We start from the raw sequence: 12,596 nt of genomic DNA, 5'->3' as shown, positions 1-12,596 counted from the left end.
GGGGAACGACGGATGCCCAGCGGACTTGTCGCGCTGGCATTCGGCGGTTTCGGCATCGGGTTGACCGAGTTCCTGATCGCCGGGCTCCTGCCGCAGGTGGCGTCGAGTTTCGCGGTGTCCGAGGCGGCGGCGGGCTGGCTGATCTCCGGGTACGCGCTCAGCGTCGCGGTCGGCGCCATCGCGCTGACCGCGGCGACGGCACGGCTGTCCCACAAGGAAGTCCTGGTCGGCCTGGTGGCGTTGTTCGTCATCGGCAACCTGTTGTCCGCTGTCGCGCCGAGCTATCCCGTGATGCTGCTCGGGCGGATCGTCGCGGCGTTGTGCCACGGCTCGTTCTTCGGTATCGGCTCGCTGGTCGCGCGCAGCCTGGTCGCGCCGGAGAAGAAGTCCCGCGCGGTGGCGGTCATGTTCGCCGGGCTGACGCTCGCCAACGTGCTGGGCGTGCCGTTCGGCGCGCTGGTCGGGGAGCGTTGGGGCTGGAGGGCGGCCTTCTGGGCGGTCACCGGGATCGGCGTGGTGGCCCTGGCGGGAATCGCCGCCCTCGTCCCCGGCTGGGCGGGCCAGGCGCGGCCGTCGGCAGTGACGGGCCACTCAGGCCCGGTACCGCCCAGTGGCCTGCGGGCCCAGTTCCGTGCCTTCCGGTCCTGGCAGGTCTGGCTCACGCTGACGGCCACCGCGCTCGGCTACGGCGGGATGTTCGGTGCGTTCAGCTATATCGCCTACACGTTCACCGAGGTCAGCGGCTTCTCCCCAGCGGACGTCGCCTGGTTGCTGATGGTGTACGGCGTCGGACTGGTCGTCGGGAACCTGATCGGCGGCCGGGCCGCCGATCATGACCGTGACCGCACCCTCATCGTCGCCCTGCTCGCACTCACCATCACCCTGGCCATGTTCGGTCTGCTGGCAGGCAGCGCCATCGCGTCGGTGGTCCTGGTGTTTCTGATGGGGGTGTCCGGGTTCGCCGGCGTGCCCGGCATGATCACGCGCGTCACCGACTTCGCCCACGGGGCGGCACTGGCGGCCAGCGCCAATGTGTCCGCGTCCAACATCGGCAACGCCCTTGGCGCCTGGCTCGGGGGTCTGGCCATCACCGCGGGCCTCGGCTACACGGCGCCGCTCCACGTCGGCGCCGGTATCACCCTGGTCTCCGTCATCGTCATGGCCGTCGCCGCACACCACGCCAGGTCATCTGCGCGGCACGCTGACCACAGCAGGTGAATCGAGTCGTTGTACGCGAAGTTCCGGAGCGGCCGGCCCCGTTCCCGCGTGCCGTCCAGCCGGGCCGGAAATCAACGCATGGCCGAGAACCCACGCCCCGCGCCCCTTTCGCGGGGCGTTCCGCCGGGGTTGATACGCGCCAATATCGTCCGGCCGCACCACCGGACCGTACAGCGTCACCGGCCCCACTCAACGGCCCGTCACAACTTCGCTACCGTGCGTTGATGCGAACCCTTCGCGCCCTCATGGGTTCGACACGCCGCCTTCACGCAACGCACACTTCCGGCCGACCGGTGACGGGCCGCGTGCCCCGTGGGGGAGACGGTGCGCTCGCCGCATGCCTAGCCTCCCGGGTCATGCGATCACCACTGATGAGACGTCTCGGCCTCAGCGCCGTCCTCGCCCTCCTCCTCGCCGTGTTCGGTCTGGCCCCCGGCGCGAGCGCCGCCAACCCGGTGCCGGCCGAGCTGACGTTCGCCACCGACAGCGCCAGCACCACGCCGGGCGGCACCGTGAACCTGTCGATGACGATCACCAACAACAAGACCTACGACGTCTGGTTCGTGTACCAGACCATCGAGCCGACGTGGCTGACCACCCAGCGCCCCGACCTGAAGTACGGCTTCACCGGTTGCAGCCTGGCCACCGCCACCGGCTCCACCCCCTGTTCCGGGACCGGCCCCGCCGACCTCGGCACCAACTACGGCGCCACCATCCCGCCCGGCCAGAGCCGTACCGTCACGCTGACCCTCCAGGTCGCCGCCGACTCTGGCTGCAACGGCAACATCGGCTTCTACTCGTACTTCTACGCCGAGTTCAGCGACAGCACGAACGCCAGCGGCGGCCCGGTCTACACGCCCGAGACGCGGGTGCTGTGCGCCTGACGGCCGGTCGGCGGCAAGGGTGGCCGGGGCGGGAGTGACCTGAAACGGCCCATGATCGGGCACACGTCCCGGTATGGGCCACTCACACCCGGCCTGGCGGGGCCCGACCGGCCCGCCGCCGCGCCGCGCAGGGCCCGGACCAGCACACCGAGCCCCTCGCGGCCGGCGCGGGCCGCGCTCCCCGGCGACGGGGAACAGCCTCATTCGGTTCCAGATCGGCCCTGTTGGACACGTGCACTTTTCCGTCATGTTTCGCGACAGGGCCACGAAAGCTACACACAGGCATCACTATGTGACGCGACGGATGCGTCGATGACCGGCTTCTGAGGGGGTGCCGGCGTCACGCGAGGGGGGTGCGTCCGCTCCATGGGAGCCGTGCTCACCCCTGCCCGGGGAGGGGACTTCACCGCATGAAGCGGACCTTACGCACCAGCCTGCTCACAGTGGGCGCGCTCATCGCCGCGCTGGGACTGCCGGCCGGCACCGCCCACGCCGACACCGCGCCCCGCGTCGACCTGCGGGTGCTGGTGGTGAGCGACGGCGGCCCGGCCACCGACGCGATCGCCGCTGAACTGACCGCGGCCGGCACGCCGTACACCGAGATCGACCTCACCCGGTCCGGTCGGCCCGTGATCGACGCCGGCTTCCTCGCGGACACCGTCGACGGGCGGCCACGCGCCAGGTTCCAGGCCGTCGTGCTGCCCAACGACAACCCGTTCCCGGCAGGTTCCGCCGAGATGGCCGCGCTCACGGCGTACGAGCAGACGTACGACGTTCCCCAGGTCGACGCCTACACCTACGCGCGTCCGGAGGCCGGTCTGCAGTACCCGACCCAGGGCGGCTACTCCGGGAACATCGACGGAGCGCGGGCCGAGGTGACCGCCGCCGGGAAGGCGGGCCCCTTCGGCTACCTCGACGGGGCGGTGCCCTTCGAGGACAACGACCCCGCCGTGGGCGAGAGTTACGCCTACCTGTCCACGCCCGTGGCGGGCGCCGACTTCACCCCCTACGTCGAGGCGGCGATCCCCGGCCGGTCGACACGAGGCACGCTGGTGGGGGAGTACCGGCACGACGGGCGGCGTGAACTCGTCGTCACGTTCGTCTACAACCAGCACCAGCAGCAGTTCAGGCTGCTGGCCCGCGGCATCGTCGCGTGGATGACCGGCGGCGTGCACCTGGGCGCCGCGCGGAACTACTTCGCCGTGCACGTGGACGACATGCTCGCCGCCGACGACCGCTGGAACACCGAGCTCAACTGCACACCCGGCGACGTCGACTGCACGGACCCGGGCGCCACCCCCGACCCGATCCGTATGACGCCCGCCGACGTCGACCACGCGATCGCCTGGCAGAAGAGCAAGGACTTCACGCTCGACTTCGCCTACAACGGCGCCGGCAGTGTCGACCACCGCGAGGACAACAACGGCGTCGACGCACTCGCCGACAAACTCATCGCGGACCGCGACGAGTTCCGCTGGATCAACCACACCTACAGCCACGCCTTCCTCGGCTGTGTGCAGGACACCACGGTGGTGCCCTGGCGGTGCGCCACCAACGCCAACGGCAGCACCCGGTGGGTGAGCCGGAACGACATCGCCGACGAGATCGCCGCCAACCGCGTCTGGGGCGAGAGGGCCGAACTCCCGCTGGAGAACGGCGAGCTGGTCACCGGCGAGCACTCCGGCATGAAGGTGCTGCCGCAGCAGACCGAGGACAACCCCAACCTGGCACCCGCCCTGGACGACACCGACATCACCTGGCTCGCGTCGGACAACTCCCGCGAGTCCGCCCAGCGCCGGATCGGCCCGGCCACGACCGTCCCCCGCTACCCGATGAACATCTTCTACAACGCGGGGCGCGTGGCCGAGCAGGTCGACGAGTACAACTGGATCTACACCAGCCGCGCCCAGGGCGGCAGCGGCATCTGCGAGGACAACCCGGCCACCACCACGTGCCTGCCGGCACAGCTGGACACCGCCACGGGTTACACCGACGTCATCGTGCCGCTGGAGAAGCGGATCGCCCTCGGACACGTCCTGGCCAACGACCCGAAGCCGCACTTCATCCATCAGTCGAACCTGGCCGAGGACCGCATCGCCTACCCGGTGCTGAACGGCGTCCTCGACGGCTACGAGGCGCTGTTCGCCGACAACACCCCTCTGGTCAACCTGCGGATGAAGGACATCGGCGCCGAACTCCAGCGCAGAGCCGCCTGGCAGGCCGCCCTCCAGGACGGCGACGTCACCGCGTACCGCATCGGCGGCACCGTGACCGTCGAGGCACCGGCCGGACTGTCCGTCACCGCGACCCTGCCCACCGGGACCACGCTGGGCGGCGCCCCGTTCGGTGAGGCGTACGCGGGCGCGGTGTCCGGCTGGACCCCGTCCACGGGCGCACCCCTCAGCCTGACCCTGCCGGCGTCCGCCGAGGGACCGGCCGCCGGCTCCGCCGAGCAGCCCGCCCCGGCCACGGACCCCGCTCCCGAGGTCCGCGTCCCCGCGGGCGTGACCGAGCGGGTCCCTTACACCCCGGACCACTAGAACGGTGCACCGACCCGAGGACCGGCCCAGGCACCCACCGATGGACCGGTCCCGGGAACCGACCGAAGGTCCCGGCCGCTCACCGGCGGCCCGGACCGGCACGAACCACCACACCCCGGCCGTGGAGCACATCGATGCCCGTTCCCCACGGCGTGCGACGCCCCGGCGCGACGCGCGTCACCCTGCTCACCGAAGGCACCTACCCGCACAGTCACGGCGGCGTGAGCGTCTGGTGCGACCAGCTCGTCCAGGGCATGCCCGACCTCGACTTCGACATCATCGCCGTCACCGGCACCGGACGCGAACCCGTCGTATGGGACCTGCCCGCGCACGTCTCACGTGTGCTGTCCGTCCCGATGTGGGGCGATCCGCCCGAGGGCCGCCCGCCCCGGGGCCGCGCCCGGGTCCAACTCGCCGCCGCCTACGAGCAGTTCCTGACCGCCCTGCTCGATCCGCACGCCGAGTCCGGATTCGCCCCGGCCCTCTACGCGATGGCGCGGGCCGCGGCGGACGGGACGCTGAGCCCCTTCCTGCGCTCGGACCGGGCGATCACCCTGCTGACCGCCGTGTGGAACCGGCCCGGACTCGCCGTACGCGAGGCCCGGCCCACCCTGCACGACGCGCTCACCGCGACCGCCCTGCTGGAACACGCCCTGCGCCCGCTGGCCGTACCGCCGCCCGAGAACGGCGTCGCGCACGCCGTCAGCGGCGGTGTCGCCGTACTGCCGGGCCTCGCCGCCCTCGAACGGCACGGTGTCCCCCTGCTGTTGACCGAGCACGGTGTCTATCTGCGCGAGCGTTACCTCGGCTACCGCACCGCGCCCTACCGCTGGCCCGTGAAAGCCGTCGTCCTCGGCTTCTTCCGGCTGCTGGCGGAGGAGAGCTACCGCCGGGCCGCCCTGATCACGCCGGGCAACCGCTACAACCGGCTGTGGGAGGAACAGGGCGGAGCCGCCCCGGAGTCGATCCGTACGGTCTACAACGGCGTGGACCCCGCCGCCTTCCCGCCGGCCGGACCCGAACCGGACGCGCTCACCCTCAGCTGGGCGGGCCGCGTCGACCCCATCAAGGACCTGGAGACCCTCATACGGGCCCTCGCCCTCGTCAGGGAGCGGCTCCCCGACGTGCGGCTGCGGTTGTTCGGCGGGACACCACGCGGCGGAGAGGCCTACCGGGAGCGATGCGAGGCCCTGGCCGCCGAGCTCGGCCACGCGGACGCCGTGACGTTCGAGGGCCGCGTCGACGACATCAAGGACGCCTACGCGGCCGGCAACGTCGTGATGCTCTCCAGCATCAGCGAAGGCTTCCCCTTCACCCTGATCGAGGCCATGTCCTGCGGGCGGGCGACCGTGTCCACCGACGTGGGCGGCGTCAGGGAAGCCGTCGGCGACACGGGACTCGTGGTGCCGCCGCGCGACCCGGAAGCGATGGCCGTGGCCGCGCTGGAACTTCTGGGCGATCCCGCGCGGCGGCGGTCCATGGGCGAGGCGGCACGCCTCAGGGTGATCGAACAGTTCACCCTGCGGCAGACCATCGACACCTTCCGGTCCATCTATCACGAACTGCCCGCACTCGACCGGCGGTCCGGGACGACACCGGCCTCCCCGCGGACGCTCACACCGGTGGGCACGGGAACCAGGAGCCTGGCCGGATGAGCGGGCCGATATCACTCGAACCCGGCGGCACCGAACAGGACACGCTGGCACTCCGGCTGGCCGACACACGCCGGCCACGCAGGGCGCGCCGCCGCCCCCGCTGGGCACTCGACGACGACACCACGCTCACCATCCGGTTGCCACGGCAGGGCCCCGACGAGGAGGCGGTCAGCGAGCTCGCCGCCGAACTCGCCGACCGCGTCGGTCCGGCCGTCCACCCCTACGAAGTGGCCGCACTGCTGGAAGCGGAGGGCCTGTCCGCCTCCGTGATCAAGGAACGGTACGGTCACCCGAACCTGTTCTCCCTCGCCACGGCCCTCTACGAGCGGGTGCCGCGAACCTTCCCCGAACCCCCGACCGCGGCCGATCCCTGGCGCCCGGACACCGTGCGCTGTCTGCTGCGCGGTGTGCTGTTCGCCCTGCCGGGGCTCGCCTACCTGCTGACCGCCCCCCTGTGGAACCCCGGCCGGCACGCCCCGGCCCTGTTCGTGGCGGGACTCGTCTCCTGGGCCTGGGGGCAGGCACTCGGTCATCGGGCACACCTGCGGCTGGCGACGGGGCGGCGGGAGGCGGGCCGGACGCTCCTGACCGGTGCATCCCTGGGCGCGACGGTGGCCACGGCGGCCGCGGTGCTGCCCGCGGGCGGCGGCCCGGTGACCCTGGTGGCCGCCGCGCAGTCGGCGTACCTGGCGGCGGCGGGCGTGCTGCTGGTGCTCGCCAGGGAGCGGCTGCTGCTGGCCGCGCTCAGCCCGCTGGCCGCCGGCAGCGCCGTCCTGCCGTGGTGGGAACCCGGCCCGTGGCTGCGGGCCGGGCTGCCGTCGCTGGCCCTGCTCGCCACGCTCGCCGTCACCGGCCGGGTCCTGTGGGCCGCCCTCGCCGTCCCGGCCGTGTCCGGCGCCGCCCGCCCGCGCGCACTGTGGTCCCTGCCGTACGGGCTGTTCGGGCTGGCCGCGGGAGTACTGGTGCTGCTGGAGGCGCAGCGGGAGCCGTACGCGGTGATCGTACTGACCGTCAGCATGGGGCCGGCCGAATGGCTGCTGTACCGCTACCGCGGGCTGTCGGTCGCCGCGCTGCGCGCCACCGCGACACCGGCCGCCTTCCTGCTGCGCTCGGCCGGCATCCTCGGCCTCTGCCTGCTCGCCTACCTCCTGCCGCTGCTGCCCGTGGCCCTGCTCATCGGCGCCGATCCGACCACTCTGCTGCTGCTCGCGGCCGCCCTGTGGACCGCGCTGCTGCTCCAGGCGTTCGGGGCGGCCTGGTCGTCGGCCGTGATCTGCCTCGCGGCCGCGGCCGGTGCCGCGACGGTCGCAGTGCTGCGCCTCCCACCGGGCCCCGTGGCGCTGCCCCTGGCCTGTGGTGCGGCGGCGCTGTGTCTGTCGGCGTGCGCGCTGTGGCTCCTCGGACGCCCCGCCCCGCACGCCTGAGCCCCGCGACCACCCCACGAACACTGATCACCCCACGACCAACTGACCGGAAAGGAACACCAGTTGACCCCCGCACCGCTCGCCGCCGTCACCGGAGCCGAGGGTTTCATCGGCTCCCACCTCACCGAGGCGCTGGTCGCCTCCGGACACCGGGTCAGAGCCATGGCCCAGTACAACTCCTTCTCCTCCTACGGCTGGCTGGAGACCCTGCACCCGGACGTTCTCGACCACGTGGACATCGTCCTCGGCGACGTCCGCGACCCGGGCTCGGTCCGCGGCCTGCTCGAAGGCGCCGACACCGCCTACCACCTGGCCGCCCTGATCGCGATCCCCTACTCCTACCGGGCTCCCCACAGCTACGTGGACACCAACGTCACCGGCACGCTCAACGTGCTCGAAGCGGTACGCGCCCTCGGCACGCCCCGACTGGTGCACACCTCCACCAGCGAGACGTACGGCACCGCGCAGACCGTGCCGATCAGCGAGGACCACCCGATCAACACCCAGTCGCCGTACGCCGCTTCCAAGGCGGGCGGGGACCGGCTGGCCGACAGCTACCACGCGAGTTTCGACACCCCGGTGGTGACCCTGCGGCCGTTCAACACCTTCGGGCCACGCCAGTCGATGCGCGCGGTGATCCCCACCGTCATCGGCCAGGTGGCCGCGGGGGAGCGCACCATCACCCTCGGCGACCTGCGCCCCACACGGGACTTCACCTTCGTCAAGGACACCGCTCAGGCGTTCCTCGCCGTCGGCACCGCGCCCGCCGAGCGGGTCGTCGGCCGCACCTTCAACGCCGGTACCGGCGGGGAGATCTCGGTCGGCGACCTGGTCGCACTGATCGGCAAGGTGATGGACACCGCGCTCGACGTACGCGAGGACACCGCGCGCATCCGGCCCGCGGGCTCCGAAGTGATGCGGCTGGTGGCGGACGCGAGCCGGCTCGCCGAGGCCACCGGCTGGCAGCCCGCCCACACCCTGGAGCAGGGCCTCGCCCACACCGCGGAGTTCTTCCGCGACCCCGCCAACCTGGCCCGCTACAAGACCGGCATCTACAACATCTGACCCCGCCCGGCTCGACCCCCACGTCCACGACGGAGGAGCTCCATGCACGCAGTGATCCTGGCGGGAGGCAAGGGCGTCCGCCTGCGGCCCTACACCACCGCACTGCCCAAACCGCTCGTGCCCATCGGCGACCAGCACGCCATCCTGGAGATCGTGCTGCGCCAGCTCTCCACGGCCGGCTTCACCCATTGCACCATCGCCATCGGCCACCTGGGCGAGATCATCCGCGCCTACGTCGGCGACGGCTCCCAGTGGGGCATGACCGTCGACTACGCCACCGAGGAGAGCCCCCTGGGCACCATGGGCCCGCTGCTCAAGCTGCGCGACAGCCTGCCCGAGACGTTCCTGGTGATGAACGGCGACGTCCTCACCGACCTCGACTACGCCGACGTCCTGCACCGGCACAGAGCCTCGGGCGCGCCGCTGACCATCGCGACGTACGCCCGAAAAGTGCACATCGACTTCGGTGTACTGACCACCGCCGCCAGCAAGGTCGTCGCGTTCACCGAGAAACCGAGCATGGACTACCGCGTCTCCATGGGCGTCTACGGTCTGTCCCGCTCGACGCTGGAGGGCTACACCCCCGGACTGCCCCTGGGCTTCGACGAGCTGGTCCTGGACCTGCTGGCCGCTCAGAACCAGCCGCACGCCTACGAGTTCGACGGCTACTGGCTGGACATCGGCCGCCCCGACGACTACGACCGGGCCAATGCCGAGTTCACCACCCGTAAATCGCTTCTGCTCAAAGGAGCCTGAGCACCGCATGCGCATTCTCGTCCTGGGCTTCACCGGCTACCTCGGCACCCACGTCGTCCAGCGGCTGCGTGTCCTGCCGGGCGCGCAGGTCCTCGGCGGCGGCCGCTCGCCCGCCGCCGAGTACGGCATCGACCTCGCGTCCGCCCGGCCGGAGCAGCTCGCGAAGACCCTCGCGTCGGCCGCGCCCGACACCGTGATCAACTGTGCGGGCGCGACCGGCGGCGACGCCGTGACCCTCGCCGAGGTCAACGCCCGAGGCCCCGCGGTCCTGTGCGCCGCACTGCGCGAGGCGGCCCCCGCCGCACGCCTGGTGCACCTGGGCTCGGCCGCCGAGTACGGCCCCGGTACCCCGGACAGCCGGGTGCCGGAGTCGGCGGCCACCCGCCCGGTCGGCCCGTACGGCGCGACCAAGCTCGCGGGCACGGTCGCGGTGACCGCGTCCGGCCTGGACGCCGTGGTCCTGCGGGTGGGCAACCCGGTGGGGCCGGGGGCGCCGCCGGGCGGGCTGCCCGGCCGGATCGCCGGACTGCTGCGGGCGGCCGGCCCGGACCCGGGTGCGGTGCTGCGGCTCGGCGACCTGTCCGCGTACCGCGACTTCGTCGACGTACGCGACGTGGCACGGGCGGTGGCCCGCGCCGTCACGGCACCGGGCCCGCTCCCACCCGTCCTCAACATCAGCGGCGGCCGGGCCGTCCCCGTGCGGGAACTGGTGCGGCGCATCGCCGACATGGCGGGCTTCCGGGGCAGAATCGAGGAGAACGCCGCCGGCGCCCACGGCTCGGCCCGCTCGGCGGAGGTGTCCTGGCAGTGTTCCGACATCACCGCCGCCGAGCAGGCCCTGGGCTGGCGACCGGCCCACACTCTCGACGACGCGCTGTCCGCGCTGTGGGAAGGCGGCGGTGCGCCGTGAGTCTGCTGATTCCGCTGTACGTCCACCCGGCCGAGGACCCGGGTGCCTGGCACCGTCTGATCACGGCCGCGACCCGCACCTACGGCGTCGTCCTCAACCCCGCCAACGGTCCGGGCGACGGCCCCGACCCCGCGTTCACCGCGGCGGCCGGGGCCCTGCGCGCGGCCGGGGCACGGCTCCTCGGCTACGTCGACACCGACTACGGCGTACGCGACAGGGCCGAGATCGCCGACGACGTACGCCGGCACCTGGCCTGGTACGCGGCCGACGGCTGCTTCCTGGACCGTGTGACAGCGACCGAGGAGGGCCTGGCCTCCTGCCGCCGGCTGGTACGGACCGTACGCCGGCTGGGTGCCGGGACCGTCGTACTCAACCCAGGGGTCCATCCGGCGCCCGGATACGCCCGCCTCGCCGACCTGACCGTCACCTTCGAGGGGCACTGGTCGACCTACGTGTCGGCGTTCAGCCGACCCGCCTGGACCGCGCGGCATCCGCCCGCGCGACTGTGCCACCTCGTCTACGGAGTACCCGAGGCCCTCGTACCGCTCGCCGTGCGCACGGCACACGAACGCGGTGCGGGGGTCTGCGGTCCGGTGACCGGAGAACCCCCCAATCCCTGGGCCGGCTTGACGCCCGCACTGACCGGGACGGAGCGATGAGGAACACGGCACTGGCACACACGGCCCTGCTGGGCGCCCTGGCGGCCGCGGCGCTGACGGGCTGTTCCGCTGACCCGGGGCGCCCCACCGACGCGCACGCGACGTCGGCAAGCCCCGAGGCCCGGTGGAAACCCAGGCCGGGCCTGCCCTGGCAGTGGCAACTGGACGGAAAGGTCGACCCCTCGGCCGACGTACCCGTCTACGACATCGACGGCTTCGAGAACTCCGCGGCCGACGTGGCCCGACTGCACCGGGACGGCCGCAAGGTCATCTGCTACGTCAACGTCGGCGCCTGGGAGGACTTCCGGCCCGACAAGGACGCCTTCCCCCGCTCGGTCCTCGGCGAGCCCAACGGCTGGGCGGGTGAACGGTGGCTGGACATCCGGCAGATCGCCGTCCTGCGGCCCCTCATGGAACGGCGCTTCGACATGTGCCGCGACAAGGGCTTCGACGCGGTGGAGCCCGATCTGGTGGAGGGCTACGGCAACGACACCGGCTTCCCGCTCACCGCACGGGACCAGCTCAGGTACAACCGCATGATCGCGGACATCGCCCACGAGCGCGGGCTGTCGGTGGGGCTGAAGAACGACCTCCCCCAGATCCCCCAACTCCTGGCGGACTTCGACTTCGCGGTCAACGAGGAGTGCGCACAGTATGACGAGTGTGCGCGGCTCAGCCCGTTCATCGCGGCCGGCAAGGCGGTGTTCCACGTGGAGTACACCGAGCCGAGGAGCGGCTTCTGCCCCGTCTCCCGCCGACTGGGACTGTCGTCGATGGTGAAACAGCCGGAACTCGGGGTATGGCGGAAGCCCTGCTGACGGCCTCCGCAGCCCGGGTCCTGTAGGGATTCCGAGCCTCGTCACAGGTGACGCTTGGCCTGTCTGTGAATATGCTCGATCCTCTCACCGAGGGCAGAATAATCATGATCGATCGTTTCCTTCATGTGCCAGAATTGATCCCCGTCAAGGTCGCCGGAATGCGCAAATTTCATCCTTGCCCACATCCCGGATATGAACTGCCTCGCCTCGCTTGCGGGAACCGATACGCTGTCAGGCCCCTCCAGGCGGACACCGGTTTCCAGGCCCCTGAGGCGAGATGCGCCACGCGCAACCTCTTCCAATCCAGCCCTGATCTCCTCCGCATCCGCTTCGTCCGGCGGACCGTAGAACATGAGGTCCTGTAAATTCTGGATTCTGGCTTGGACTTCGGACAGCTCATAAAGAAACGCGTGGTAAACCCCGCGACGGGCCTGCTTCTTCTGTTCTCTCTTGGCGTACACACCAGACACGTACGCCCCTCCTCCGCTGGCCAATGCGCCGACAAAGGCCCCCAATACGGCAGCTAACCCCTGATCCATCAGACCTCGCTCACCGAGCATCTCAAGTGGTCCTCGACTCTAGGGGGGTGTCCCATGCCTGGCCCAGTGCCGAAGCGGTCTGATCAGCGCCGGTACTGTCGCAGGGCACCCGAGAGAGAGGTCGTCCC

General features: G+C 71.5%; 11 protein-coding genes. 10 read left to right on the top strand and 1 reads right to left on the bottom strand.

What is annotated here, in order from left to right:
• The first annotated feature begins 12 nt into the window (after positions 1-12).
• The 10 genes from IE262_RS01125 to IE262_RS01080 all read left to right on the top strand — a co-directional run bounded on the left by IE262_RS01125 (position 13) and on the right by IE262_RS01080 (position 11,929).
• Positions 13-1,218, top strand: coding sequence for an MFS transporter (locus IE262_RS01125; protein ID WP_189871574.1), 1,206 nt, complete (start codon positions 13-15; stop codon positions 1,216-1,218).
• A 356-nt stretch (positions 1,219-1,574) separates the two neighbouring features.
• Positions 1,575-2,102: a COG1361 family protein gene (locus IE262_RS01120; RefSeq protein WP_189870550.1), complete on the top strand. Its 528-nt coding sequence runs from the start codon at positions 1,575-1,577 to the stop codon at positions 2,100-2,102.
• Positions 2,103-2,512: 410 nt separating this feature from the next.
• Positions 2,513-4,642, top strand: a complete 2,130-nt coding sequence (locus tag IE262_RS01115; RefSeq protein ID WP_189870548.1) for a hypothetical protein — start codon at positions 2,513-2,515, stop codon at positions 4,640-4,642.
• Between the two features lie 134 nt (positions 4,643-4,776).
• On the top strand, positions 4,777-6,297 hold the full coding sequence (gene pelF / locus IE262_RS01110) for a GT4 family glycosyltransferase PelF (protein WP_189870546.1): 1,521 nt from the start codon (positions 4,777-4,779) through the stop codon (positions 6,295-6,297).
• The gene (locus tag IE262_RS01105) at positions 6,294-7,721 is read left to right on the top strand and encodes a hypothetical protein (protein ID WP_189870544.1); all 1,428 of its coding nucleotides are present in this window, start codon (positions 6,294-6,296) and stop codon (positions 7,719-7,721) included. The genes pelF and IE262_RS01105 overlap by 4 nt, the downstream gene beginning before the upstream one ends.
• A 63-nt stretch (positions 7,722-7,784) precedes the next feature.
• Positions 7,785-8,786, top strand: a complete 1,002-nt coding sequence (locus tag IE262_RS01100; protein ID WP_189870542.1) for a GDP-mannose 4,6-dehydratase — start codon at positions 7,785-7,787, stop codon at positions 8,784-8,786.
• A gap of 42 nt (positions 8,787-8,828) precedes the next feature.
• On the top strand, positions 8,829-9,542 hold the full coding sequence (locus tag IE262_RS01095) for a nucleotidyltransferase family protein (RefSeq protein WP_134039418.1): 714 nt from the start codon (positions 8,829-8,831) through the stop codon (positions 9,540-9,542).
• 7 nt (positions 9,543-9,549) lie between these two features.
• On the top strand, positions 9,550-10,452 hold the full coding sequence (locus IE262_RS01090) for an NAD-dependent epimerase/dehydratase family protein (protein ID WP_189870540.1): 903 nt from the start codon (positions 9,550-9,552) through the stop codon (positions 10,450-10,452).
• The gene (locus IE262_RS01085; RefSeq protein WP_134039420.1) at positions 10,449-11,111 is read left to right on the top strand and encodes a spherulation-specific family 4 protein; all 663 of its coding nucleotides are present in this window, start codon (positions 10,449-10,451) and stop codon (positions 11,109-11,111) included. The genes IE262_RS01090 and IE262_RS01085 overlap by 4 nt, the downstream gene beginning before the upstream one ends.
• A complete protein-coding gene (locus IE262_RS01080; RefSeq protein ID WP_189870539.1) occupies positions 11,108-11,929 on the top strand; it encodes an endo alpha-1,4 polygalactosaminidase in 822 nt (273 codons plus the stop codon). The genes IE262_RS01085 and IE262_RS01080 overlap by 4 nt, the downstream gene beginning before the upstream one ends.
• A gap of 41 nt (positions 11,930-11,970) precedes the next feature.
• Here the strand turns inward: IE262_RS01080 and IE262_RS01075 are convergent, their stop codons facing one another.
• Positions 11,971-12,489: a hypothetical protein gene (locus IE262_RS01075; RefSeq protein ID WP_189870537.1), complete on the bottom strand. Its 519-nt coding sequence runs from the start codon at positions 12,487-12,489 to the stop codon at positions 11,971-11,973.
• Positions 12,490-12,596: the final 107 nt, after the last annotated feature.

The organism is Streptomyces bluensis, assembly GCF_014650715.1.
Lineage (GTDB): Bacteria > Actinomycetota > Actinomycetes > Streptomycetales > Streptomycetaceae > Streptomyces > Streptomyces bluensis.
This window is presented reverse-complemented; position numbering and strand designations above follow the sequence as displayed.

Bases quoted from the DNA above. Each gene is read 5' to 3' on its own strand.
- IE262_RS01095 (WP_134039418.1), top strand. From the start codon at position 8,829: ATGCACGCAGTGATCCTGGCGGGAGGCAAGGGCGTCCGCCTGCGGCCC.
- pelF (WP_189870546.1), top strand. From the start codon at position 4,777: ATGCCCGTTCCCCACGGCGTGCGACGCCCCGGCGCGACGCGCGTCACC.
- IE262_RS01105 (WP_189870544.1), top strand. From the start codon at position 6,294: ATGAGCGGGCCGATATCACTCGAACCCGGCGGCACCGAACAGGACACG.
- IE262_RS01080 (WP_189870539.1), top strand. From the start codon at position 11,108: ATGAGGAACACGGCACTGGCACACACGGCCCTGCTGGGCGCCCTGGCG.
- IE262_RS01120 (WP_189870550.1), top strand. From the start codon at position 1,575: ATGCGATCACCACTGATGAGACGTCTCGGCCTCAGCGCCGTCCTCGCC.
- IE262_RS01125 (WP_189871574.1), top strand. From the start codon at position 13: ATGCCCAGCGGACTTGTCGCGCTGGCATTCGGCGGTTTCGGCATCGGG.
- IE262_RS01075 (WP_189870537.1), bottom strand. From the start codon at position 12,489: ATGCTCGGTGAGCGAGGTCTGATGGATCAGGGGTTAGCTGCCGTATTG.
- IE262_RS01115 (WP_189870548.1), top strand. From the start codon at position 2,513: ATGAAGCGGACCTTACGCACCAGCCTGCTCACAGTGGGCGCGCTCATC.
- IE262_RS01090 (WP_189870540.1), top strand. From the start codon at position 9,550: ATGCGCATTCTCGTCCTGGGCTTCACCGGCTACCTCGGCACCCACGTC.